This window comes from Actinotalea sp. JY-7876 (assembly GCF_014042015.1).
In the GTDB taxonomy this organism is placed as follows: domain Bacteria; phylum Actinomycetota; class Actinomycetes; order Actinomycetales; family Cellulomonadaceae; genus Actinotalea.
Genome location: NZ_CP059493.1, coordinates 1,991,692 through 2,014,551 on the forward strand (window position 1 = coordinate 1,991,692; position 22,860 = coordinate 2,014,551).

At 73.4% G+C, this 22,860-nt stretch carries 23 protein-coding genes; 13 read left to right on the plus strand and 10 right to left on the minus strand.

From position 1 onward, the window contains the following. Positions 1 to 62: 62 nt before the first annotated feature. Positions 63 to 863 carry a 1-acyl-sn-glycerol-3-phosphate acyltransferase gene (locus H2O74_RS09300; RefSeq protein WP_255491534.1) on the minus strand — a complete coding sequence of 267 codons (801 nt, stop codon included), beginning with the start codon at positions 861 to 863 and terminating at the stop codon, positions 63 to 65. A 67-nt stretch (positions 864 to 930) separates the two neighbouring features. Between H2O74_RS09300 and H2O74_RS09305 the strand changes: the two genes are divergently transcribed. After that, positions 931 to 1,551: a hypothetical protein gene (locus tag H2O74_RS09305; protein WP_182111330.1), complete on the plus strand. Its 621-nt coding sequence runs from the start codon at positions 931 to 933 to the stop codon at positions 1,549 to 1,551. Positions 1,552 to 1,604: 53 nt separating this feature from the next. Here H2O74_RS09305 and H2O74_RS09310 read toward each other — a convergent pair whose 3' ends face one another. Then, a complete protein-coding gene (locus H2O74_RS09310; protein WP_182111331.1) occupies positions 1,605 to 2,549 on the minus strand; it encodes an ROK family glucokinase in 945 nt (314 codons plus the stop codon). A gap of 155 nt (positions 2,550 to 2,704) precedes the next feature. Between H2O74_RS09310 and H2O74_RS09315 the strand changes: the two genes are divergently transcribed. Further along, positions 2,705 to 4,522: a long-chain fatty acid--CoA ligase gene (locus H2O74_RS09315; RefSeq protein WP_182111332.1), complete on the plus strand. Its 1,818-nt coding sequence runs from the start codon at positions 2,705 to 2,707 to the stop codon at positions 4,520 to 4,522. A gap of 128 nt (positions 4,523 to 4,650) precedes the next feature. Here the strand turns inward: H2O74_RS09315 and H2O74_RS09320 are convergent, their stop codons facing one another. Next, on the minus strand, positions 4,651 to 4,908 hold the full coding sequence (locus H2O74_RS09320; RefSeq protein WP_182111333.1) for a hypothetical protein: 258 nt from the start codon (positions 4,906 to 4,908) through the stop codon (positions 4,651 to 4,653). Positions 4,909 to 4,997: 89 nt separating this feature from the next. Between H2O74_RS09320 and H2O74_RS09325 the strand changes: the two genes are divergently transcribed. Next, positions 4,998 to 7,016 (plus strand): DEDD exonuclease domain-containing protein, encoded by a 2,019-nt coding sequence (locus H2O74_RS09325; protein WP_182111334.1) that lies wholly within the window; start codon positions 4,998 to 5,000, stop codon positions 7,014 to 7,016. 34 nt (positions 7,017 to 7,050) lie between these two features. Then, a complete protein-coding gene (locus tag H2O74_RS09330) occupies positions 7,051 to 7,332 on the plus strand; it encodes an Lrp/AsnC family transcriptional regulator (protein WP_182111335.1) in 282 nt (93 codons plus the stop codon). A gap of 11 nt (positions 7,333 to 7,343) precedes the next feature. On the opposite strand, the gene trpD is transcribed toward H2O74_RS09330, so the two are convergent. Together trpD and H2O74_RS09340 are read right to left on the minus strand one after the other, a co-directional pair. Next, positions 7,344 to 8,429, minus strand: a complete 1,086-nt coding sequence (gene trpD / locus H2O74_RS09335; protein ID WP_182111336.1) for an anthranilate phosphoribosyltransferase — start codon at positions 8,427 to 8,429, stop codon at positions 7,344 to 7,346. Positions 8,430 to 8,439: 10 nt separating this feature from the next. Further along, positions 8,440 to 8,898: a hypothetical protein gene (locus H2O74_RS09340; protein WP_255491535.1), complete on the minus strand. Its 459-nt coding sequence runs from the start codon at positions 8,896 to 8,898 to the stop codon at positions 8,440 to 8,442. Between the two features lie 175 nt (positions 8,899 to 9,073). On the opposite strand from H2O74_RS09340, the gene H2O74_RS09345 reads away from it, so the two are divergent. The 5 genes from H2O74_RS09345 (at position 9,074) to H2O74_RS09365 (ending at position 14,135) form a co-directional block, all read left to right on the plus strand. Further along, positions 9,074 to 9,712 carry a heme-copper oxidase subunit III gene (locus tag H2O74_RS09345; RefSeq protein WP_182111337.1) on the plus strand — a complete coding sequence of 213 codons (639 nt, stop codon included), beginning with the start codon at positions 9,074 to 9,076 and terminating at the stop codon, positions 9,710 to 9,712. Positions 9,713 to 9,803: 91 nt separating this feature from the next. Further along, positions 9,804 to 10,583, plus strand: coding sequence for a c-type cytochrome (locus H2O74_RS09350; protein WP_182111338.1), 780 nt, complete (start codon positions 9,804 to 9,806; stop codon positions 10,581 to 10,583). Then, positions 10,580 to 11,608: a ubiquinol-cytochrome c reductase iron-sulfur subunit gene (locus tag H2O74_RS09355; RefSeq protein WP_182111339.1), complete on the plus strand. Its 1,029-nt coding sequence runs from the start codon at positions 10,580 to 10,582 to the stop codon at positions 11,606 to 11,608. Before H2O74_RS09350 ends, H2O74_RS09355 begins: the two co-directional genes overlap by 4 nt. Further along, the gene (locus H2O74_RS09360) at positions 11,605 to 13,341 is read left to right on the plus strand and encodes a ubiquinol-cytochrome c reductase cytochrome b subunit (protein ID WP_182111340.1); all 1,737 of its coding nucleotides are present in this window, start codon (positions 11,605 to 11,607) and stop codon (positions 13,339 to 13,341) included. Before H2O74_RS09355 ends, H2O74_RS09360 begins: the two co-directional genes overlap by 4 nt. 164 nt (positions 13,342 to 13,505) lie before the next feature. Then, entirely contained in the window at positions 13,506 to 14,135 is a 630-nt protein-coding gene (locus H2O74_RS09365; RefSeq protein WP_182111341.1) for a superoxide dismutase, read from the plus strand. Between the two features lie 437 nt (positions 14,136 to 14,572). Here H2O74_RS09365 and H2O74_RS09370 read toward each other — a convergent pair whose 3' ends face one another. From H2O74_RS09370 to coxB, 3 genes are read right to left on the minus strand one after another with little or no spacing between them, the layout of a single operon-like run. After that, positions 14,573 to 14,971 carry a cytochrome c oxidase subunit 4 gene (locus H2O74_RS09370; protein WP_182111342.1) on the minus strand — a complete coding sequence of 133 codons (399 nt, stop codon included), beginning with the start codon at positions 14,969 to 14,971 and terminating at the stop codon, positions 14,573 to 14,575. Continuing rightward, complete coding sequence (gene ctaD, locus H2O74_RS09375; protein WP_182111343.1) at positions 14,968 to 16,812, minus strand: cytochrome c oxidase subunit I; 1,845 nt, start codon at positions 16,810 to 16,812, stop codon at positions 14,968 to 14,970. Before ctaD ends, H2O74_RS09370 begins: the two co-directional genes overlap by 4 nt. Further along, positions 16,812 to 17,696: a cytochrome c oxidase subunit II gene (gene coxB / locus H2O74_RS09380; protein ID WP_182111344.1), complete on the minus strand. Its 885-nt coding sequence runs from the start codon at positions 17,694 to 17,696 to the stop codon at positions 16,812 to 16,814. Before coxB ends, ctaD begins: the two co-directional genes overlap by 1 nt. A gap of 144 nt (positions 17,697 to 17,840) precedes the next feature. Here coxB and H2O74_RS09385 point away from each other — a divergent pair, with 144 nt between their 5' ends. Both H2O74_RS09385 and H2O74_RS09390 read left to right on the plus strand, forming a co-directional pair. After that, positions 17,841 to 19,007 carry a cysteine desulfurase family protein gene (locus tag H2O74_RS09385; RefSeq protein ID WP_182111345.1) on the plus strand — a complete coding sequence of 389 codons (1,167 nt, stop codon included), beginning with the start codon at positions 17,841 to 17,843 and terminating at the stop codon, positions 19,005 to 19,007. Beyond that, the gene (locus H2O74_RS09390) at positions 19,004 to 19,270 is read left to right on the plus strand and encodes a sulfurtransferase TusA family protein (RefSeq protein WP_182111346.1); all 267 of its coding nucleotides are present in this window, start codon (positions 19,004 to 19,006) and stop codon (positions 19,268 to 19,270) included. Before H2O74_RS09385 ends, H2O74_RS09390 begins: the two co-directional genes overlap by 4 nt. An 82-nt stretch (positions 19,271 to 19,352) precedes the next feature. Here the strand turns inward: H2O74_RS09390 and erpA are convergent, their stop codons facing one another. Next, positions 19,353 to 19,703 carry an iron-sulfur cluster insertion protein ErpA gene (gene erpA, locus H2O74_RS09395; RefSeq protein ID WP_182111347.1) on the minus strand — a complete coding sequence of 117 codons (351 nt, stop codon included), beginning with the start codon at positions 19,701 to 19,703 and terminating at the stop codon, positions 19,353 to 19,355. 131 nt (positions 19,704 to 19,834) lie between these two features. Then, positions 19,835 to 21,013, minus strand: a complete 1,179-nt coding sequence (locus H2O74_RS09400; protein WP_182111348.1) for a glycerate kinase — start codon at positions 21,011 to 21,013, stop codon at positions 19,835 to 19,837. A 42-nt stretch (positions 21,014 to 21,055) separates the two neighbouring features. Between H2O74_RS09400 and nadA the strand changes: the two genes are divergently transcribed. Together nadA and H2O74_RS09410 are read left to right on the plus strand one after the other, a co-directional pair. Continuing rightward, the gene (gene nadA, locus H2O74_RS09405) at positions 21,056 to 22,294 is read left to right on the plus strand and encodes a quinolinate synthase NadA (RefSeq protein ID WP_182111349.1); all 1,239 of its coding nucleotides are present in this window, start codon (positions 21,056 to 21,058) and stop codon (positions 22,292 to 22,294) included. Beyond that, entirely contained in the window at positions 22,291 to 22,821 is a 531-nt protein-coding gene (locus H2O74_RS09410) for a thioesterase family protein (RefSeq protein ID WP_182111350.1), read from the plus strand. The genes nadA and H2O74_RS09410 overlap by 4 nt, the downstream gene beginning before the upstream one ends. The last annotated feature ends 39 nt before the right edge of the window (positions 22,822 to 22,860 follow it).

The window sequence follows — 22,860 nt, forward strand, 5'->3', positions numbered from 1 at the left end:
GGGAGCCGACCGGCGGCGCAGCGGCGGGCCCTCGGTCGTGGCGGTCGCCGTGGGCGACACGCTCATCCTACTGAGGGCGGGACCTCGTCCTGGGGCGGGACCGGAACCTGGACGTCGGGCACCGGACGCCCGCCGGGGGCGTGCGGGCGCTCGTCGGCGGGCGCGGCCTCGTCGGGGCTGTGACCGGCCGCGATGCGCGCCTTGGCGGTCGCCGCGTAGAGGTCGACGTACTCCTGGCCCGAGAGGCTCATGAGCGCGTACATGATCTCGTCCGTCACCGAGCGCAGGATGAACCTGTCGTTCTCCATGCCCTTGTACCGGCTGAAGTCGAGCGGCTCGCCGATGACGATCCCGATGCGCATCGGCTTGGGGATCACCTGCCCGATCGGCTGCGCGACGTTGGTCCCCACCATGGCCACGGGGATGACGGGGACGCCCGCCTCCAGGGCGAGCCGGGCCACACCCGTCTTGCCGCGGTACAGGCGCCCGTCCGGGCTGCGCGTGCCCTCGGGGTAGATCCCGAAGAGGCTGCCCTCCTGCAGGATCCGCAGCCCGGTGTTGAGGGCTGCCTCACCGGCCTTGCCGCCCCCGCGGTCCACCGGCACCGTGCCGACCCCGCGGAAGAAGCCCGCCTTGAGCCGGCCCTTGATGCCGGTGCCGTTGAAGTACTCCGCCTTGGCGATGAACTGGATCTTCCGCGACAGGACGAGGGGCAGCACGAAGGAGTCGATCACCGCGAGGTGGTTGCTCGCGAGGATCGCCCCTCCGGTCTCCGGCACGTTCTCGATCCCCCGCACCCACGGACGGAACATCCCGAGCAGGAGCGGACCGGGCGCCACGTGCTTCATCAGCCAGTAGAACAAGCGTCACCTCCGCTGCTGCGCTCGCGCGACCCACGCGCAGCGACCCCACGACTCTAGAGTGCTCAGCATGGGTGGACGTCCGCACGACGCCGAAGAACCCCACGGAACGTCACCCGAACCGGGCGACGACCGGGGGGCGGACGGTCCGGTACCCACCGGCGCTGGCGCCGGCGACGGGAAGGCCGACGGCCCCGAGGGCACGGCCGGCCCGCACGAGTCCTCGGACACGGACATCGAGGCGCGCTGGGCCGAGATCGTGGCGCAGCTCGGCGACCTGGGTGCCGCCCCGCGCGACGCCGACGCCCAGGCGCCACCGGAACGCCCGCACCGCCGGTCCACCGACGCCCCGCCGGACGTCCCCGCCGACGCGCCGGAGGCGGACCGGCGCCCGCCGGACCCCTCGACACCACGCTCCTGGAGCCCCGACCCCGACGTCGAGGCGGCGGAGGAGCACTTCCAGCCGCCGGACCCCGGGCCCGTGCTCGGCGGCGACCCGCTGCTGACGATGGCCTGGGGCGCCGTCGCGGGCGTCCCGCTGCTCATGCTCGTCGCGGTCGTCGCCTGGCAGGACCTTCCCGCGCTCGTGCTGCAGGTCGCCGGCGCCGCCTTCGTCGCCGCCGTCGGCCTGCTCCTGTGGCGCATGCCGCACCGCCGGGACGACGACGACGGGCCGGGCGCCGTCGTCTGAGGGGCCTGGTGTCTGAGGGGGCGGTCGCCCGGGCCGGCGCGCCGGTCCCGGCGTCAGAGCCGGGCGAGGTCCGCGGCGCCCACGATGCCGGCGTCGTTGCCCATGGCGGCGAGCTCGATGCGCGCCTCCGGCCGGAAACCGCGTCCCGAGAGCTGGGACAGGAAGGCCGCCCGGGCGGGCTCGAGGAGCAGGTCCCCGGCCGCGCCGACGCCTCCGCCGATCACCACGAGCGCCGGGTCCAGCAGCGCCGCGACCGAGGCCGAGCCCTCGCCGATCCAGCGGCCGAGCTCGGCCAGCAGCTCGACGGAGAGCGGGTCGCCCTCCTTGGCCGCCACGGTCACCGACGGGCCGCTGATCGCGTCCGGGCGGCCGTCGGCGAGCTCGACGAGCCGGGTCGCGCGGTCCGGGTGGGCCGACGCGGCGGCCCGGGCCTCGCGCACCAGGGCGCTGCCCGACGCGTACTGCTCCCAACAGCCGTGCAGGCCGCACCCGCACTGGTGGCCCTGCGGGACCACGCGCAGGTGACCGACCTCGGCGGCCACGCCCCACGCACCCCGCACCAGGCGGCCGCCCACGACCAGGGCGCCGCCCAGGCCCGTGCCGACCGTGAGCAGCAGCATGTCGTCGACCTCGCGCCCGACGCCGAACTGGAACTCCGCCCAGCCCGCGGCGTTGGCGTCGTTCTCCACGACGATCCGCACGTCGTCGGCCACGAGCTCGGCGATCCGCTCGCGCAGGGGGTAGTCGCGCCAGGCGATGTTGGCGCCGAACAGCGCCGTCGAGCGGTCCGAGCCGATGAAGCCCGCCGCCGCGACGCCCAGGGCGCTCACCTCGTAGCCGGCCGCCAGCTCGGTGTACAGGTCGGCGACGGCGCGGTCGATCTCCGCCGCGTCACCGGCGACCGTCTTCCGCTTCGCCTTGGCGACGATCCTGCCGTCCTCGTCGACCACGCCCGCCGCGATCTTCGTGCCGCCGATGTCCACACCGATCGCGTACATGTCCGTCCTTGCTCGAGATGGGCCTGAGCCGCGAGAAACCCTCGGTGCAGGCTACCGAGCCTCACGCGATCGGGGGCAGGACGCCCGGCCTGCGTCCGCGCGCCCCGGGGAGTGGGTAGGGTCTGCACACCCATCCGTCTGCCACTGGAGCCAGCATGGACGAGTTCGCCACCCCCCGCCTCGTCGAGGTCTCGCCGTCCGAGAACCTCAACACCCTCCTCGCAGCACGCGTGGCCGACCTCCCGGACGCAACGCTGATCGAGCACAAGACCACGCCCGACGGACCCTGGATCCCCCTGTCCGCGCGGGAGTTCGACGCCGAGGTCGTCGCTGTCGCCAAGGGCCTCGTGGCCCGCGGCATCCAGCCCGGCGACCACGTCGGCATCATGAGCCGCACGCGCTACGAGTGGACCCTCCTCGACTTCGCCGTCTGGGCGGTCGGCGCGATCCCGGTGCCGCTGTACGAGACGTCGTCGGCCGAGCAGATCGTCTGGATCCTCACCGACGCCGACGTCCGCCTCCTCGTCGTGGAGACGGCGGCGCTCGCCGCGACCGTGGCGGGTGTGCGCGACCAGGCGCCGACGCTCGAGGACGTCCTGGTGATCGACGACGGCGCCATCGGGGCGCTGACCGAGGCGGGTGCGGGGACGCCCGACGCCGAGATCGAGCGGCGGCGCGCGCTGGCCGTCGGGTCGGACATCGCGACCCTCATCTACACCTCGGGGACCACCGGACGTCCCAAGGGCGCCGAGCTCACGCACGCCAACTTCGTCAGCCTGACGCGCAACGCGGTCGCGCGTCTCGGCAGCGAGGTGTGCCCGCCCGGGTCCCGGACCCTGCTCTTCATGCCGCTGGCGCACGTCTTCGCGCGTTTCATCGAGGTGCTGGTCATCCCGGCCGGCGCCGTCCTGGGCCACGCCCCGGACACCAAGACGCTGGTCCCGGACCTGGGCTCCTTCAAGCCGACGTTCATCCTCTCCGTGCCGCGCGTGTTCGAGAAGGTCTACAACTCCTCGGAGCAGAAGGCCGCCGCAGGCGGCAAGCGCGGGATCTTCCAGCGCGCCGCGAAGACGGCGATCGTCTACTCGCGCGCGCTGGACGAACCGCGCGGCCCGAGCCCGTGGCTCCGCCTGCAGCACAAGGTCGCGGACGTCCTGGTGCTGAAGAAGATCCGCGCGGCGCTCGGCGGCCAGGCCCAGTGGGCCATCTCCGGCGGCGCCCCGCTCGGCGAGCGCCTCGGGCACTTCTACCGCGGTGTCGGGCTCAACGTGCTCGAGGGCTACGGGCTCACCGAGACGACCGCGCCGGCCACGGTCTCCGTCCCCGACGGCGTCAAGATCGGCACCGTCGGCCCGCCGCTGCCCGGGCTCGCGGTGCGCGTCGCTGCCGACGGCGAGATCCTCGTGCGCGGCGACGGCGTCTTCGTCGGCTACCACAACAACGCCCAGGCGACGGCCGAGGCGTTCACCGACGGCTGGTTCCGGACCGGGGACCTGGGGTCGATGGACGAGGACGGCCACCTGCGCATCACCGGCCGCAAGAAGGAGATCATCGTCACGGCCGCGGGCAAGAACGTGGCGCCGGCCGTGCTCGAGGACCGGCTGCGTGGGCACCCGCTCGTGAGCCAGGTCGTCGTCGTCGGCGACCAGAAGCCCTTCATCGGCGCGCTCGTCACGCTCGACGCCGAGGCGCTTCCCGGGTGGCTGGCGACGCACGGGCTGCCGGAGCTCACGGTGGCCGAGGCCGCTGCGCACCCCCAGGTGCGCGCCGCGCTGGACCGGGCGGTCGAGCGGACCAACGCCGCGGTCTCCCGCGCCGAGTCGATCCGGAAGTTCACGATCCTGACGACCGACTTCACCGTGGCGAACGACTACCTGACGCCGTCGCTCAAGGTGAAGCGTGCGCGCGTCATCGCCGACTTCACGGACGAGATCGAGGCGATCTACGCCGGCGCGCCGCAGCACACCGCCTGACCGCATCCCCGCCTGGCGGCATCCCCGCCTGACCGCATCCCCGCCTGATGGCACACCGTGCGGGCGCCGACCACGGCGCCCGCACGGTGTGCGTGCGCGTGGGCCCGTCCCGGCGGTCGGACGCCGCGTCAGACGGCGCGCACCAGCCGCAGCGGCGGGACGAGTCCCGAGCGGGCCAGCACCGCGAGGGCGGCGCGCTCGGCGTCGTCCAGGTCGGGTGCGCCCACCCCGGCGGCGGCCTCGGGCGCGGCCCGGGCGGACCAGGCGTCCTGAGCCGCCTGGTCCGGCACGGCGGCCCCGGCGCGCACCGGGATGGTCAGGAAGGTCACCACGCAGTCGGTGCACGCGTCGCCGCGCACCGTGCAGGTCCCGCAGTCGATGATCATGCGCCGGACGGTACGTGCGACCTCCGACACGCAGCCCGCCGCGGCGTTGCGCCGGGGTCGTGTCGGTGCCCGCGCCTACCGTCACGACCATGCACCTCGTCCCGCGCTCCACGTCCCCGTTCGCTGCCGCCGGTCCGGCCGCGGCGGTAGGGCGCGAGCAGGGCGCGGCGCCGGCCGGACCGGGCGTGCAGCTCACGCTCGACGCCGTCGGGACGCCGCTGTCCGAGGTGACCTTCGTCGTGGTGGACCTCGAGACCACCGGCGGCACCCCGGCGACGGCGGCGATCACGGAGATCGGCGCGGTCAAGGTGCGCGGTGGGCGCGTGCTCGGCGAGTTCCAGACGCTGGTGGACCCCGGCGGCCCCGTGCCGGCCTTCATCGCGACGCTGACGGGCATCACGACGTCGATGGTCCGCGAGGCGCCCCGCATCGGGCAGGTGCTGCCGAGCTTCCTGGAGTTCGCGCGCGGCGCCGTCCTCGTGGCGCACAACGCCGCGTTCGACGTCGGCTTCCTCAAGGCGGCGGCCGCGGACCACGGCTACGCCTGGCCCGGCAACCAGGTCGTCGACACGGTCGCCCTCGCGCGGCGCGCCGTGACACGCGACGAGGTGCCGAACCACAAGCTCTCGACCCTCGCGGCGTACTTCCGGGCGACGGTCACGCCGGACCACCGCGCGCTGTCCGACGCCCGAGCCACCGTCGACGTGCTCCACGCGCTCCTCGGGCGCCTCGGCCCGCTCGGGATCACGCACCTCGAGGACCTCGCGACAGCGACCGACCCCGTGCCCGCCGCCCGGCGCCGCAAGCGCCACCTGGCCGACGGCCTGCCGGACGCGCCGGGCGTCTACCAGTTCCGCGACGCCCGCGGGGAGATCCTCTACGTCGGCACGGCCACGTCGCTGCGCACGCGGGTGCGCAGCTACTTCACGGCGGCGGAGCACCGGCGCCGCATGAACGAGATGGTCGCGCTGGCCGAGGAGGTGGTGCCGATCGTCTGCGGCACCGTGCTGGAGGCGCGGGTACGCGAGCTGCGCCTCATCGCCGAGCACTCCCCGCGCTACAACCGACGCTCCCGCTTCCCCGAGCGGATGCCGTGGGTCCGGCTCACCGTGGAGCCCTACCCCCGGCTGAGCATCGTCCGCGACGTCCGGGGCGACGGCGGCCCGACCGCGGGACCCGAGGCGCACATCGGTCCGTTCGCCAGCCGCGGTGCAGCCCAGCAGGCGATCGACGCCCTGCACGCGACGTTCGCGCTGCGGCAGTGCTCCGGCCGGCTCCCCCGCGTGCCGTCGGCCGACGCCAGCCCCTGCGCCCTCGCGGGCATGGGCCGGTGCGGCGCGCCCTGCACCGGTGGCCAGGACGTCGAGGCCTACACCGCCGTCGTCGACGCGGTGCGCCACGCGATGCTCCTCGACCCCGCGCCCGTCGTCAGTGCCCACGCGACCCGCATCGCGCAGCTGACGGCCACCGAGCGGTTCGAGGAGGCCGCCGCGTGGCGCGACCAGCTCGCCGCCTTCCTGCGGGGTGCCTCACGGGCCCAGCGCTCGCGCCGCGCGGCCGGCCACGCGCAGCTCGTCGCCGCCCGCGTCCGCGACGGCGGCGGGTGGGAGGTCGCCGTGGTCCGTCACGGCCGGCTCTCGGCGACCACCGCGACCCCGCCCGGCGCCGACCCGCGACCGCACATCGCGGCGCTCGTGGCGACCGCCGAGCACGTCGCGCCGCCGTGCCTGCCCGCGTCCGCCGCCCACCCGGAGGAGACCGACCTGGTGCTCGACTGGCTGGAGGAGCCGGGCGTCCGCCTCGTCGAGGCCGGGGAGGGCTGGGCGTGCCCGGTACGGGGCGCCGAGGCGTTCCGCTCCCCGGCCGCGACAGCATCCGCCGTGGCCGCCGCCGTCGCCCGCCGCACGCCACCGGTGACCGCCCTCGTCCCGGCGGCCGAGGTCAGGGACACCGCAGACGAAGCGGCCTGGGAGGGCGTCGCCCGGGACGGCATGGCCCGGGACGACACCGCCCGGGACGACGTGGACGCCCCGGTCCGGGCCGACGCGCACACCGCCGACGCCGACGCCCGCGTGCGCTCGGACGCGCAGGTCAGCGGGACGGCATGATGAGGACCACGGACACCGAGGGAAAGGCTCACCCATGATCACCGCCGTCGTCCTCATCGACGCCGACCCCGCCCGCATCCCGGAGATCGCGACGGAGGTGGCGGAGGTGGCCGGCGTCACCGAGGTGTACTCGGTGACCGGGGAGGTGGACCTCATCGCGATGGTGCGGGTCCGCGAGCACGACGACCTGGCCGACGTCATCGCCGACCGCCTCAGCAAGGTCGACGGCGTGCTGCGCACGCAGACCTACATCGCCTTCCGCGCGTACTCGGAGCACGACCTCGAGTCGGCCTTCGACCTGGGTCTGGGCGACTGAGCCCAGCCGCCTCAGGCCTGGGAGGCGGCGACCCAGCGGTCGAGCACGCGCAGCGCGTGACCGCCGTCCACGGACTCCGTCGCGTGGCGCAGCCCCGCGGCGAGCCGCTCGACGAGCGTGCCCGAGCCCGTGCCCGCGAGCGTGCCGTCGGCCACCAGGGCGGCCGCGGCGTTGAGCAGCACGGTCTGCCGCACCGGCCCCGGGTCGCCCGCCAGGACGCGCCGCGCGACGTCGGCGTTCGCCGCGGCGTCGCCGCCGCGCAGGTCGGCGGCCTGGATCGCGTCGAGCCCGAGGTCGGCCGCCGGGTCGATCGTCGTGCGCTCCACGAGGCCGTCGCGCACCCACCAGACGTCGGCCGGGCCGGTTGCGGCGAGCTCGTCCATGCCCTCGAAGCCCCGGAAGACCAGCGCGGACGTCCCGCGCGCGGCGAGCACCCCGGCCATCAGGCCGGCCATCCGCGCGTCCGGTACGCCGATCGCGGCCGCCGGCGGCTGGGCCGGGTTGGTGAGCGGCCCGAGGAAGTTGAAGATGGTCGGCACCGCCAGGCCGCGGCGTGCCGGGGCGGCGTGCCGCATCGACGGGTGGAAGACCATCGCGAAGCAGAACGTGATGCCGACCTCGTCCACGAGCTCCGCGACGCGCTCGGGCGACTGGTCCAGGCGCACGCCCAGCGCCTCGAGGACATCGGCACCGCCCGTCGACGACGAGGCCGCCCGGTTGCCGTGCTTGACCACGCGCACGCCCGTGCCCGCGACGACGAGCGACGCCATCGTGGAGATGTTCACCGTGTGCATGAGGTCGCCGCCCGTGCCGACGATGTCGACCGCTCGCCCGGGCACCGAGATGCGCCGCGCGTGCTCCAGCATGACCTCCGTCAGGGCGGTGAGCTCGGCGACCGTCTCCCCCTTCGCCCGCAGGGCGACGAGGAAGCCGGCGAGCTGCACGGGCTCGGCGTCACCGCTCATCACCTGGTCCATCGCCCACGCGGCCTCGGGCACGCTGAGGTCCTGACCGGCGATCAGCCGCGTGAGGAGTCCCGGCCACGTGGGCGTGGCCCGGGCGACGCGCGCGCCGTCCGACCCCGGGGTTGCCGTCATCCCGGCGACGTCACGCGGCGGACGCGGGACGCAGCAGCCCGGCGACGGCCGCCTGCACGGCGATCGGGTCGAGCGGCCGGGTCACGACGCCGTCGGGCTGCGCCCACGAGGCGAGCCAGGCGTCGGCCGCGCGGCCCAGGAGCACCAGGACCGGCGGGCACTGGTAGACCTCGTCCTTGACCTGCCGGCACAGACCGATGCCGCCCGACTTGCCGGCCTCGCCGTCGAGCACGAGGAGGTCCAGGCCGCCCGCGTCCACCGTCGCGATGACGATCTCCGGGGTGGCGACCTCGACCCACTCCACCGGGGGGAGGTCCTTGGCGATGCGGCGGCCGACGGCCAGCTTCACCTGCTCGCGCGTCTCCGCGTGGTCGCTGTAGAGCAGGACGCGCAGGGTCTGCGGAGCACCACCGCGCTCAACCACATCCCACTCGCCGTCGTGCTGCTCGCTCGTGACCGTGCCGCCCATGCCGCCCTCACCCGTTCTCGACGCCGGCGCCTGCTCTGGCACCACGTGCATCTTGGCACGGCGGCCTGCCGACGGGGCCGCCTCGGCGCGTCGTGGAGGGAGTGTGATCGAGTCGTGTCGTGCTCGGGGTGGGTCTTTGGACCCATGGAGCCTCAACCTCCGCCATAATGACGAGGTGTCATCCGCAACGGCTGCCCCTGTCACGCGCCCACATCTGAGCGTCAACCGCCCGAACCCCGTGTCGGTCGGCACGATCGTGTGGCTCGCGAGCGAGCTGATGTTCTTCGCGGCTCTGTTCGCGATGTACTTCACGATCCGCTCGACGATCCCCGAGCTGTGGGCGGAGGAGACGCAGAAGCTCAGCATCCCCTTCGCCACGGCGAACACGATCGTCCTCGTGCTCAGCTCCATCACGTGCCAGATGGGCGTGTGGGCGGCCGAGCGGTTCCAGCCGCGACGGACCGGGAGCCTGCTCCAGATCCGCCGCTGGGGCATGAACGAGTGGATGACCCTCACCTACGTGATGGGCGCGGTCTTCATCGGCGGCCAGGTTTTCGAGTACGCCGAGCTCGTGAGCCACGGCGTGACGATCTCCTCGAGCCCGTACGGGTCGGTCTTCTACCTCACGACCGGCTTCCACGGCCTGCACGTCGTCGGCGGCCTCATCGCCTTCCTCGCGCTGCTCGGCCGCTCGTTCTCCGCGAAGCGCTTCGGCCACCACGAGGCGACGACGGCGATCGTCGTCTCCTACTACTGGCACTTCGTCGACGTCGTGTGGATCGCGCTGTTCGGCGCGATCTACCTGATCCAGTGACGCACCGCGGCCGCTGCCCGCAGCCCACCACCGCAGACCAGCACCGCACGCTCGCACCGGCGATGTGCACCGACGAGATGAGGAACGCTTCGTGAAGGCCATCGCCGCTCGCAGGAACCACCGGTTCGCCCCGGTGATCCTGCTCCTGCTGGCGCTGCTCGCCACCGGAGGGCTCTACGCCGCCCTCGCGCCGAGCGCCGTCAGCGCCACCGCTCCGAGCGAGTCCGACGTCGAGGCCGGCAAGGCGCTGTTCCAGGCGAACTGCGCGACCTGCCACGGCCCCTCGGCCGAGGGCCGCGACGGTGTCCCCTCGCTCATCGGCGTCGGTGCCGCGTCGGTGGACTTCCAGGTCTCGACCGGCCGCATGCCGATGCAGCAGAACGGCCCGCAGGCCCCCGCCAAGCCGCCGCAGTTCGACCAGGAGCAGATCCAGCAGCTCGCCGCCTACGTGGCCTCGCTGGGCCCCGGCCCGGCGATCCCCGCCAAGGACCAGGTCGACCCCGCGGGCGGCGACGCCGCCAACGGCATGGCGCTCTTCCGCACCAACTGCGCGATGTGCCACGGCTCCATCGGCAAGGGCGGCGCCCTGTCCGAGGGCAAGTACGCCCCGTCGCTGTCCGGGAGCACGCCCACGCAGATCTACGAGGCGATGCTGACCGGGCCGCAGTCGATGCCCGTGTTCAACGACGCGAACCTCTCCCCCGATGACAAGCAGGACATCATCGCGTTCCTCGAGGAGCAGAAGGCCGGCGCACCCGGCGGCACCGACCTGGGCTCCGTCGGCCCCGTGGTCGAGGGCCTGTGGGTGTGGGTCGCGGGCCTTGGCCTGCTCATCGCGTGCTCGGTGTGGATCGGAGCGAAGTCCTCATGACGACCGACAACAGCGGCGGCGAGCTCACCGTCCAGCGCGACGAGCAGGGTCTGCCGGAGCGCTTCGAGAACCCGGGGCTCCCCCCGCACCGCGACCGCATGGCGGACCACGACCCGGCGGCCGCCAAGCGCGCCGAGCGGCAGGTCGTCGTCCTGTTCCTGCTGTCCATCGTCGGCACGATCGGCACGCTCGTCGCGTACTTCCTGGTGCGGCCGGGCGAGACGGTCGAGAGCATGCGTCTGTCGAACCTGCTGCTGGGGATCGGCCTGTTCCTGGCCATGTTCACCATCGGCGCCGGCGCCGTGCACTGGGCCAAGGTCCTCATGTCCGACCACGAGCGGTCCGAGCAGCGTCACCCGCAGCGCAGCGACGCAGCGGTCCGGGCCGAGGCCGTCCAGCAGCTCAAGGACGGCGTCGAGGACTCCGGCATCCAGCGGCGCGGCGTCCTCAAGGGCGCCGTCGTGACCGCCCTCGCCCTCGCGCCGCTCAGCGTCGCGGTCCCCCTGATCGGCGACGTCGGGGGCAACTGGGACATCAACGCCTTCCGCCACACGGTGTGGCGCAAGGGCAAGCGCCTCACGCGTGACCCCTCCGGCAAGCCCATCCGCGCGGCCGACGTGACGATCGGCTCGGTCTTCCACGTCATCCCGGAGGGCCTGCGCGAGGAGTCGCACTGGATCGAGGAGAAGGCCAAGGCCGTCGTCCTCATGGTCCGGATCGACCCGCAGGTGCTCAAGGAGGCCGAGGACAAGAAGGACTGGTCCTACGAGGGCATCGTCGCCTACTCGAAGATCTGCACCCACGTGGGCTGCCCCGTGGCGCTCTACGAGCAGCAGACGCACCACCTGCTGTGCCCGTGCCACCAGAGCACCTTCGACATGGCGGACGGCGCGAAGGTCGTCTTCGGCCCCGCCAGCCGCGCGCTGCCCCAGCTGCCGATCACGGTCGACGACGAGGGCTACCTGGTCGCGCAGAGCGACTTCCACGAACCGATCGGCCCGAGCTACTGGGAGCGGCTGAAGTGAGCACTCGAGCAACCGGGGCCCAGCGCACCGCTGGCGGTGCCGCCGACTACCTGGACCAGCGCACGGGCATCAGCCTGGCGGTGAAGAGCTTCGCCCGGAAGATCTTCCCGGACCACTGGTCCTTCCTCCTGGGCGAGATCGCCCTCTACTCGTTCGTGGTCCTGCTCATCACGGGCTTCTTCCTCACCATGTTCTTCGTGCCCAGCATGGGGCTCATCGAGTACGAGGGGCCGTTCGCGCCGATGAACGGCGTGGAGATGTCCGAGGCCTTCGCCTCGACGCTCGACCTGTCGTTCGAGGTGACCGGCGGCCTGCTCATGCGCCAGATCCACCACTGGGCGGCGCTGATGTTCATGGCGTCGATCGTCACGCACATGATGCGCGTGTTCTTCACGGGTGCCTTCCGCAAGCCCCGCGAGGTCAACTGGCTCGTCGGCTTCGTCCTGATGATCCTCGGCCTCGCGGCCGGCTTCACGGGCTACTCGCTGCCGGACGACGTGCTCTCGGGCAACGGCCTGCGCATCACCGACGGCGTCGTGAAGTCGATCCCGCTCGTCGGCGCCTACCTGTCGTACTTCATCTTCGGCGGCGAGTTCCCGGGCGAGCACATCATCCCGCGCCTGTTCACGCTGCACATCCTGCTCGTGCCCGCGCTGATCCTCGCGCTCGTCGGGCTGCACCTCTTCCTGGTGGTGCTGCACAAGCACACGCACTTCCCCGGGCCGGGTCGCACGGACCGCAACGTCGTCGGCTTCCCCCTGTTCCCGGTGTACGTCGCCAAGGCCGGTGGCTTCTTCTTCATCGTGTTCGGCGTGCTCGCCCTGATGGGCGGGACCCTGAGCATCAACCCCGTCTGGAACTACGGCCCGTACGACCCCTCACCGGTCGCGGCGGGCGCACAACCGGACTGGTACATGCTCTTCCTCGAGGGTGCGCTCCGCCTCATGCCAGGTCAGGGCACCGAGTGGGTGATCGGCGGGTACACCCTGTCGCTGAACGTGCTGGTCCCGGCCGTGGTCGTGCCCGGGGTGCTGTTCACCCTGCTCGCGGCCTACCCGTTCATTGAGGCGTGGGCCACGGGCGACAAGCGCGAGCACCACGTGCTCGACCGGCCGCGGAACGCGCCGGTGCGCACGGCGGTCGGCGTCGCGATCCTCATGGCGTTCTTCATCCTCATCCTGGCGGGCTCGAACGACATCATCGCGACGCACTTCGGGATGTCGATCAACGACATCACGTGGGCGTTCCGCATCCTGTTCTTCGTGGCACCGGTCGTGGCGTTCGTGGTCACCAAGCGCCTGTGCCTCGGCCTGCAGCGCAAGGACCGCGAGATCGTCCTGCACGGCCAGGAGACGGGGCGCATCGTGCGGTTCGCGAACGGCGAGTACGTCGAGGTCCACGAGCCGCTCGACGAGTACGAGCGCTGGATCCGCGTCCAGTACGAGCCCCGGCGCCCGCTGGAGCTCGCGCCGGCCGAGGACGAGCGCGGCGTGCGCCGCAAGGGCTACCGCAAGGACGCCCTGCGGGCGCGGGTCTCGCGGTTCTTCTACGAGGACCGGGTCGAGCCCGTCACACCCGCCGAGCTCGCGGCCGCGCACTCGCACGGAGAGCACGACGCCCTGCCCGCCGGCGAGGAGACCGCCCAGGTCGGCGCGGGTACGGGCGGGCGCCACAGCGCGGCCGAGGCACCGCTCGGCACCGACGCCTCGAACGGCCCCGTCCAGGGCCACTGAGGTGCAGGACGACTGAAGATCGACCACAGTGAGCACCAGGGCTCGCTGCGCGGCGCACTCGCGCCGCGCGGCGAGCCCTGACCGCATCGGCCCACCGCCGGTGCCCGCACGACAGCATGACCGAGCCGTCGCGAACCCCGCGACCTGACCGGAGGAGCCGATCCATGGCCCAGTACGCCCTGCCCGACCTGCCCTACGACTACGCGGCGCTGGAGCCGCACATCTCGGGGCGCATCATGCAGCTGCACCACGACAAGCACCACGCGACCTACGTGGCGGGCGCGAACACGGCCCTCGAGAAGCTCGCCGAGGCCCGCGAGAAGGGCGACTTCGCCGCGATCAACCTGCACGAGAAGAACCTGGCCTTCAACCTCGGCGGCCACGTCAACCACTCGGCGTTCTGGCAGAACCTCTCCCCCGAGGGCGGCGACCGGCCCGTGGGCGAGCTCGCGGCCGCGATCGACGAGTTCTTCGGCTCGTTCGACGGGTTCCAGGCGCACTTCGCCGCCACGGCGCTGGGTATCCAGGGCTCCGGCTGGGCCATCCTCGCGTGGGACTCGGTCGGCCAGAAGCTCGGCATCTTCCAGCTCTACGACCAGCAGGGCAACATCCCGCTGGGCATCGTCCCGATCGTGCTGCTGGACATGTGGGAGCACGCCTTCTACCTCGACTACGTCAACGTCAAGGCGGACTACGTCAAGGCGTGGTGGAACATCGTCAACTGGGCCGACGCCGGTGCGCGCTTCGAGCGGGCCCGGACCCAGACGCAGGGCCTCATCGTCCCCTTCGCCTGAGCTCCACCCCTCCCCGGAGGGTGATCGACCCCGCGGGCGCGGGCGCGCACACAGCGCGCCCGCGCCCGCCGTCGTCCCGCCACCGCACGACGCCCTCGCCCCACGACCCCGCTCGCCCGGTTCTGGCACCCATCCCGCGCGTGGACACCCGGATCGGTGCCAAAACGTCCGCGCGAGCGGCGGCCGCGGCGGACGAGGCCACGCACAAGACCGACGCCCGGCCGCGTGGACGGCGGGACCCTGGGACGTCGAGACCGCGCGCCAGCTACCCCCGCGATGAGCGCACGCCCGGTTTTGGCACCCATCCGGCGCGTGGACACCCGGATCGGTGCCAGAACCGCGGAGAGAGGGCGGGCCGGGGACGACGACGCCCGCCCGCCCCCTGAGGGGCGGACGGGCGTCGTGGTCGGCGCGCGGTTCGGTGCGCGCGCTCAGTGTCAGTGGGCGTGCTGTCCGCGGGAGAACTCGAAGACCCAGCCGACGAGGCCGATGGCACCGAGGCCGGCGCCGATGGCCAGCAGCCACCAGCCGATCGCGAGCGACGCGAACGCGACGGCCGCGCCCGCGGCGAGGACCAGGGGCCACCAGCTCCACGGGCTGAAGACGCCCTGCTCGCCGGCACCCTGCTCGATGTCGGCGTACGGGTCGTCCTCGGGACGCGCGTCGATCTTGCGCGAGAGGATCGCCAGGTACCCGCCCACCATGGCGACGAGCCCGGCGGTGAGGAACAGGCAGGCCACGCCGACCGGCTCCCACCGGCTCCAGAAGCCGTAGACGACCCCGACGAGGATGAAGAAGGGGACGAAGGCCAGGAACAGTCGCGTCTCGAACTTCATCGCTGGTCCTCGTCCTTCGCGTTGCCACCGTCGGTCACGTCGTCGCCGGGCTCCGGGCGCCGACCCTCGTCGACGATCGTCGCCGACGACTGCTCGGGCTCGGCGTCGCCGGTCGCCAGCCGCTCGGCCGCCAGGGACGTCTGCCCGCGGCGGTCGCCCTCCCAGTCCAGCGGCCCGGCGTCGGGCTCGACGTGGTCCATGGCCGCGACCTCGGGGTGGTGCAGGTCGAAGGCCGGGCGCTCGGACCGGATGCGCGGCAGCGACGTGAAGTTGTGCCGCGGCGGCGGGCACGACGTCGCCCACTCGAGCGAGTTCCCGTAGCCCCACGGGTCGTCGACCGTGACCGTCGGCGCCTTGCGCCAGGTCACGTAGACGTTCCACAGGAACGGCAGCGTGGACGCGGCCAGGACCATCGAGCCGATCGTCGAGACCTGGTTCATCCAGGTGAAGCCGTCCTCCGGCATGTAGTCGGCGTAGCGCCGCGGCATGCCCTGCGCACCGAGCCAGTGCTGGATGAGGAACGTCGCGTGGAAGCCGAAGAACAGCAGCCAGAAGTGGATCTTGCCGAGACGCTCGTCGAGCATCTTGCCGGTGAACTTGGGCCACCAGAAGTAGAAGCCGGCGAACATCGCGAACACGACGGTGCCGAACACCACGTAGTGGAAGTGGGCCACGACGAAGTACGTGTCGGAGACGTGGAAGTCGAGCGCCGGGCTGGACAGGATCACGCCGGTCAGACCGCCGAAGAGGAAGGTGACCAGGAACCCGAGCGACCACAGCATGGGCGTCTCGAACGTCAGCTTCCCGCGCCACATCGTGCCGATCCAGTTGAAGAACTTCACACCGGTCGGTACCGCGATGAGCATGGTCATGAGCGCGAAGAACGGCAGCAGGACGGCGCCCGTGACGTACATGTGGTGCGCCCACACGGTGACGGACAGGGCCGCGATCGCGATCGTCGCGTAGACCAGGCCCTTGTAGCCGAAGAGCGGCTTGCGGCTGAACACCGGGAAGATCTCGGAGACGATGCCGAAGAACGGCAGCGCGATGATGTAGACCTCGGGGTGCCCGAAGAACCAGAACAGGTGCTGCCACAGGATGGCGCCCCCGTGCTCCGGGTTGAACACCTGCGAGCCGAAGCGCCGGTCGGAGCCGAGCGCGAACAGCGCCGCCGCAAGCGGCGGGAACGCCATGAGCACGAGCAGGCTCGTCACCAGGGTGTTCCAGGTGAAGATCGGCATCCGGAACATCGTCATGCCGGGGGCACGCATGGTCAGGATCGTGGTGATGAAGTTGACCGCACCGAGGATCGTCCCGAAGCCACCGAGCGCGAGGCCGAAGACCCAGAGGTCACCGCCGAGCCCTGGCGAGTACGTCGTCGTCGACAGCGGTGTGTACGCGAACCAGCCGAACGACGCGGCACCCTGCGGGGTGAAGAAGCCGGAGACCGCGATGAGGCCGCCGAACAGGTAGAACCAGTACGCCAGCATGTTCAGGCGCGGGAACGCGACGTCGGGCGCGCCGATCTGGAGCGGCATGATCACGTTGGCGAAGCCCGCGAACAGCGGCGTCGCGAACAGCAGCAGCATGATCGTGCCGTGCATCGTGAAGAGCTGGTTGTACTGCTCCTTGCTCTGCACGATCTGGATCCCCGGCTCGAAGAGCTCGGCGCGGATCACCAGGGCCATGAGCCCCGCGATGCAGAAGAAGAAGAACGACGAGATCAGGTACAGGTAACCGATCGTCTTGTGGTCGGTCGACGTGATCCAGCGGACGATCGCCCGGCCACGTCCCTGGTGGCGGGGAGTGAGCCCCGGCACCGTCTCGACTGCCGCGGCCATCAGCCCTCTCCCGTCGGGATCGCGTTGTCGTCGCCGCGGTTCTGCGTGCGATCGAGGTCGGAGCCGAGGAAGCCGGTCTGGCCGGCCTCACGCAGCTCCTCCATCTGGGCGTCGTACTCCTCGCGCGAGACCACCGCGACGTTGAAGAGCATCCCGGAGTGGAACTCGCCGCAGAACTCGGCGCACTTGCCGGCGTAGACGCCCTCGGCGGTCGGCACGACCTGGAAGACGTTCGGACGGCCGGGGATCATGTCCTTCTTGTAGAGGAAGGCGGGGACCCAGAACGAGTGCACGACGTCGCGCGAGGTCAGGTGGATCTCCACCCGCTCGTCGACCGGCAGGTACAGGGTCGGCACCTCGTCCGGGTTGCCGGGCGCGCCCACGTCGATCGTGTGCACGCCGGTCTCGTAGACGTTGTCGTCGAGGTAGTTGAAGTCCCAGCTCCACTGCTTGCCGACCACCTGGACGGTGAGGTCGGGCTCGGCGCTGATGTCCTCGATCGCCGCGGTGTCGCGCTCCGTGTAGAAGTACAGGACACCGATCATGAGGATCGGGAGGATCACGTACATGATCTCGAGCGGCACGTGGTACCGGAGCTGGACCGGGAGCGTGTCGTCGTCGCGCCGCTTCCGGTAGACCGCGACGCACCACAGGATCAGGCCCCAGGTGATGAGCCCGACGATGAGGGCCGCGATCCAGGATCCGGTCCACAGCGTGGTGATGCGCTCGGTCATGTTGGTGACCTGCTCGCCGTCCTCCCGACCCGGGAGGTAGCCCCTCTGGGCCTCGGCGGAGCAGCCGGTCGCGACCAGCGTCACGACGACGGCGAGCGCCGAGAGACGGGCGACGCCCGACCGGCGTCGACGGGGGTGTTGCGCGTCCAAGGGGTGCCTCTCGTGTCATGCGGCCTCGGTCGGGCGGCACCGTGGGCGCGCCTACCGGGACTTTCGTCCTCGACGGGATCACCCTAGCGTGCGTGGGACGGCCTGCAGGTCGGGCGGCACGCCGTGACGGCTACCGTGACGCACGTGACTCCAGCACCGGCGCCCCCGCACGGGCACGGCCGCGCCCGGACCCACCTGGACGCCGCCGGGCGCGCGCCCGTGCATCCCGCGGCCCGCGAGGCGTACGACGCCGCGCTCGCCGAGGGCTGGGCCGACCCGCGACGCCTGCACGCCGAGGGACGCCGGGCGCGGCTCCTGCTCGAGCAGGCGCGCGAGTCGCTCGCCGCGGCCCTCGGCTGCCGCACCGCCGAGCTGCACCTCGTGGCGAACCACACGACGGCGCTGCACGCCGGGGTCCGGGCCGTCGCCCGCGGGCGGCGCCGCGTCGGACGCGCCGTCGTCGCCTCGGCCGTGGAACGCGCGGCCGTCCTCGCCGCGGGGCGCTGGGTCGCCGGCGACGCGCTCACGCTCGTCGGCGTGGACCGCCACGGCCGCGTCGACGTCGACGCGTTCGCGGCGGCGCTGACCTCCGACGGCGTGGCCGTCGCCGCCCTGCAGCACGCGAACGGTGAGGTGGGGACCCTTCAGCCCCTCGCGGCCGCGCACGAGGCGGCCCGCGCGGCGGGAGTGCCGCTGCTCGTGGACGCCGGTTCGAGCGTCGGCCACGTGCCCGTGCCCGACGCCTGGGACCTCCTCGCCGCCGACCCCGGCGACTGGGGCGCGCCCCCCGGCGTCGGGCTGCTCGCGGTGCGCGCGCGCGTCCGGGCGACGCCCGACGCGCCGGAGGACGAGGACGCGTGGAGCCCCGGCGGCGTCAATGTCCCGGCCGCCTTCGCCGCCGCCGTCTCGCTCCAGGCCGTCCTCGCCGAGCGCGACGAGGCCGACGCGCGCCGCCGCCGGCTGGTCGACCGGGTGCGGGCGGCGGCCGCCGCCGTCCCCGACGTGGACGTGGTGGGCGATCCCGTCGACCGTCTCCCCCACGTCCTGACGTTCTCGTGCCTCTACGTCGACGGCGAGGCGATCGTGGGCGAGCTCGACCGGCGCGGCTTCGCGGTCGGCTCGGGCTCGGCCTGCACGTCCAGCGCGCTCGAGCCGAGCCACGTGCTCGCCGCGATGGGTGCGCTGACCCACGGCAACATCCGGCTCACGCTGCCGGCACGCGTGGACGCCACGGACGTCGAGCGCTTCGTGGCCGAGCTGCCGCACGCCGTCGCCGCCGTGCGCGACGCCGCGGGGGTGGTCGGGCTGTGACGGGCGCCGACGGCGGGCGCCCGGACGACGTCGTCCGCGTGGACGCGCGCGGGCTGCGCTGCCCGCTGCCCGTGATCCGCCTGGCGGCCGCGGCGAGGGACCTGGTGCCGGGCACGCTCGTCGAGGTGCTCTGGACGGACCCCGCGGCGCGCAACGACGTGCCCGCCTGGGCCAGGATGCGCGGCCACGCCGTCGAGGAGCCGGAGCCCGGCGGCCCGCCCGGCGCCACGCGCGTCCGGCTCGGCGGACCCACCGCCGACTGAACGGGCCCGGGCACGACGAAGGGCCGGCACCAGGTGCCGGCCCTCCGAGGTCGTCAGGACGCCGCGGCGCCCAGGGGTGGCCTCAGGCGAACGAGCCGCCGCACGCGCAGGAGCTGCCCGCGTTCGGGTTGTCGATCGTGAAGCCCTGCTTCTCGATCGTGTCCGCGAAGTCGATCTTCGCGCCGTCGAGGTACGGGACGCTCATGCGGTCCACGACGACCTCGACGCCGTCGTAGTCGCGCACCGCGTCGCCGTCGAGCAGGCGCTCGTCGAAGTACAGCTGGTAGATCAGGCCGGAGCAGCCGCCGGGCTGGACGGCGACGCGCAGGCGCAGGTCGTCGCGGCCCTCCTGCTCGAGCAGCGTGCGGACCTTGTCGGCCGCGACCTCGCTCAGGTCGACGCCGTGGGTGGCGGTCTCGGTGGTCTCGCTCATGGTGTCTCCACGGGTTCTCGGGGCGGCAGCCCGGTCAACGGCTCAGGACTCGAACGGCTCACGGCTGGCACGGCGGTGGCCGTCGTCCTGGCCAACAGCGGACGGCGTGCCGCTGTTCCCAGCCTACGTCCTCAGCGTGACCACGTCCGCGCCACGCGCTCGGTGCGTGCCGCGAGCGTGCCGGCGGGGTCCGCCAGCGCGGCGGGGACCTGCTCGGGCCGCTCGGCGACCGCGTACGCCCCGGCGAGCCCGGCGGCCCCCCACTCGCGGCGGCCGATGAGGACCTGCCCCGCGACGGCGACCACGGGCACCCCGTGCGCCAACCCCGCGTCGGCCACCGCCTGCACGACCTTGCCGTGCAGCGACTGCCAGTCGAGCGCCCCCTCCCCCGTGACGACGAGGTCCGCGGCTGCCACGGCGTCCGAGAGCCCGACGGCGTCCGCGACGACCTGGGCGCCGGAGGTCACGCGCGCGCCGAGCACCGCCAGCGCGAAGCCGAGGCCGCCCGCGGCGCCCGCCCCCGGCAGCTGCGCGAGGGCGCGCCCGGCGCCGCGGGAGGCCGGGGACGCGAGCAGGTCGCGGCGCACGCCGTCGCGCGCGAGCTCGGCGCCGACGAGGTCGGCGAAGTGACCCAGCGCGCGCTCCAGGTCCTGCGCCTGCTCGGGCGTGGCGCCCTTCTGCCCCGCGAACCCCGCGCTCGCGCCGTGCAGCCCGAGCAGCGGGACGTCCACGTCCGTGGCCGCGACGAGGTCGACCGACGCCGTGCGGCGGCGCAGGTCCGCCAGACCGGCGAGGTCGGCAGCCGTCGTCGCGCCCAGGCCGCCGCCGCCGCCGCGGAGCACCGCCCCGCTCACGCCGAGGCCGGCGAGCAGGCCGGCACCCGCGTCGTTGGTCGCGGACCCTCCCAGGCCGACGACGACCCGCCGCGCGCCCAGGTCCAGGGCCGCCGCGAGCAGGCGACCGAGCCCGAACGAGCTCGTCACCGTCGGGTCGCGCCGGTCGGCGGGCACGAGGTGCAGGCCGACCGCCTGCGCGGACTCCAGGTAGGCGACCGGTCCGTCGTCGCCCGCGACGACCAGGACGGGCGCCGGGGTGTCCTCGCCGAGCGGTCCGGGCACGGTGACGGGCACCAGCTCGCCGCCGAGCGCGGCGCGGACCGTCTCGAGGAAGCCGGGGCCGCCGTCGGCGAGCGGGAGCCGGACCACCTCGTCGTGCGGCGCCCCGCGGCCCCACCCCGTCGCCATCGCGTCGGCGGCGGCACGCGCGGTCAGCGTCCCGGTGAAGCAGTCGGGGGCCAGGAGGATGCGCACCGGCACATCCTGCCCCAGGTGCCCCTGTGCGAAGATCCCGCCGTGAGCACCGTCACCCCCGCCGTCCCCGCCGCCGCGCCCGCGTTCGCGGAGCCCGCGGCCTCCGCGGCCCTGCTGCTCCTGGGCGCACGCTCGGACCTCGCGTCCGAGCGCGGCGTCGAGTGCGCCGGCGCCCTGCCGGACCCGTCCGACCCCGACCTGGTCGAGCGCGCCCGCGTGGCGCGCGCGGCGCTCGGGGACCGGGCCTTCGTGCTCGGGCACCACTACCAGCGCGACGAGGTCATCGCCTTCGCCGACGTCACCGGGGACTCCTTCAAGCTCGCGCGCGACGCCGCGGCACGGCCCGACGCCGAGCACATCGTCTTCTGCGGCGTCCACTTCATGGCCGAGTCCGCGGACATCCTCACCTCCGACGACCAGGCCGTCGTCCTGCCCGACCTGGCCGCCGGCTGCTCCATGGCGGACATGGCCGCCATCGGCCAGGTGGAGGAGGCGTGGGACGTGCTCACCGACGCGGGCGTGGCCGGGCGCACCGTGCCGGTGACCTACATGAACTCGACGGCGGCGATCAAGGCCTTCACCGGACGGCACGGCGGGACGGTGTGCACGTCGTCCAACGCTGAGGTCGCCCTGCGGTGGGCGTTCGACCGCGTCGGCGGGCGGGACGGCGACGGGGCGGTCCTGTTCATGCCCGACCAGCACCTCGGGCGCAACACCGCCGTCCGCGATCTCGGGCTCGACCTGGACGACTGCGTCGTGTACGACCCGCGCCGCCCCGGCGGCGGGCTGAGCGAGGCCGAGCTCGCCGGGGCCCGGATGATCCTGTGGCGCGGCCACTGCTCGGTGCACGGCCGCTTCTCGGCGCAGAACGTCGCCGACGTCCGCGCCGCCGTCCCGGGCGTCACCGTGCTGGTCCACCCCGAGTGCAAGCACGAGGTGGTCGCGGCCGCGGACATGGTCGGCTCGACCGAGTACATCATCCGGGCGCTGGACGCCGCGGAGCCGGGCTCCGCCTGGGCGATCGGCACCGAGCTCAACCTCGTGCGCCGGCTGGCCCGGCAGCACCCCGAGCTCTCGGTGCACTACCTGGACTCCACCGTCTGCTTCTGCTCGACGATGAACCGCATCGACCTGCCGCACCTCGTGTGGACCCTGGAGTCGCTCGCGGCGGGCCGCCTCGTCAACCGGGTGGTCGTCGACCCCGACGACGCCCACTGGGCCCGCGTCGCGCTGGACCAGATGCTCGCGCTGCCGGTCCGCCCGGCCCCGGCCACCCCGTGACGCGTCAGCTGCGGCTCGCGCTCGGCGTCAGGTTCCCCCGCCCGGCCGTCCCCGGCCGGACGCTGCTCGAGCCGTCGGTGACCACGCTGCGCGTGACCCCCGCGGACCTCGACATGTACCTGCACGTCAACAACGGCGTGTACCTGCAGATGATGGACATGGCCCGCACCAACCTCCTGGCGGACCTGGGCGCGCTGCCGCTGCTCGCGCAGCGCGGCTGGTACCCGGTCGTCGTGGCGACGACCATGACGTACCGCCGCTCGCTGCGGCTCGGCCAGCGGTTCACGATCACGTCGCGGGTCCTGGGCTGGGACCCGCGCGTCGTCTACCTCGACCAGGTCTTCGAGCGGGACGGCGAGCACGTGGCCCGCGGCGTCGTCGCGGGCCGGTTCCTCGCGCGCGGCGGCGGCCGCGTCGCGGCACCGGACGTGGCCGCGCTGCTCGGCCACGACGGGCCGAGCCCCGCCGTCCCGGCGCAGGTCAGCGCCTGGGCCGACGCGTTCGACGTCGCGCACCGCCCCGCCTGAGCGCGACCGCGGCGCCGCGGCCGCGCGCCCCCCGGCCCG

Bases quoted from the DNA above. Each gene is read 5' to 3' on its own strand.
- H2O74_RS09305 (WP_182111330.1), top strand. From the start codon at position 931: ATGGGTGGACGTCCGCACGACGCCGAAGAACCCCACGGAACGTCACCC.
- H2O74_RS09310 (WP_182111331.1), bottom strand. From the start codon at position 2,549: ATGTACGCGATCGGTGTGGACATCGGCGGCACGAAGATCGCGGCGGGC.
- H2O74_RS09315 (WP_182111332.1), top strand. From the start codon at position 2,705: ATGGACGAGTTCGCCACCCCCCGCCTCGTCGAGGTCTCGCCGTCCGAG.
- H2O74_RS09320 (WP_182111333.1), bottom strand. From the start codon at position 4,908: ATGATCATCGACTGCGGGACCTGCACGGTGCGCGGCGACGCGTGCACC.
- H2O74_RS09325 (WP_182111334.1), top strand. From the start codon at position 4,998: ATGCACCTCGTCCCGCGCTCCACGTCCCCGTTCGCTGCCGCCGGTCCG.
- H2O74_RS09330 (WP_182111335.1), top strand. From the start codon at position 7,051: ATGATCACCGCCGTCGTCCTCATCGACGCCGACCCCGCCCGCATCCCG.
- trpD (WP_182111336.1), bottom strand. From the start codon at position 8,429: ATGACGGCAACCCCGGGGTCGGACGGCGCGCGCGTCGCCCGGGCCACG.
- H2O74_RS09340 (WP_255491535.1), bottom strand. From the start codon at position 8,898: ATGGGCGGCACGGTCACGAGCGAGCAGCACGACGGCGAGTGGGATGTG.
- H2O74_RS09355 (WP_182111339.1), top strand. From the start codon at position 10,580: ATGACGACCGACAACAGCGGCGGCGAGCTCACCGTCCAGCGCGACGAG.
- H2O74_RS09365 (WP_182111341.1), top strand. From the start codon at position 13,506: ATGGCCCAGTACGCCCTGCCCGACCTGCCCTACGACTACGCGGCGCTG.
- H2O74_RS09370 (WP_182111342.1), bottom strand. From the start codon at position 14,971: ATGAAGTTCGAGACGCGACTGTTCCTGGCCTTCGTCCCCTTCTTCATC.
- ctaD (WP_182111343.1), bottom strand. From the start codon at position 16,812: ATGGCCGCGGCAGTCGAGACGGTGCCGGGGCTCACTCCCCGCCACCAG.
- erpA (WP_182111347.1), bottom strand. From the start codon at position 19,703: ATGAGCGAGACCACCGAGACCGCCACCCACGGCGTCGACCTGAGCGAG.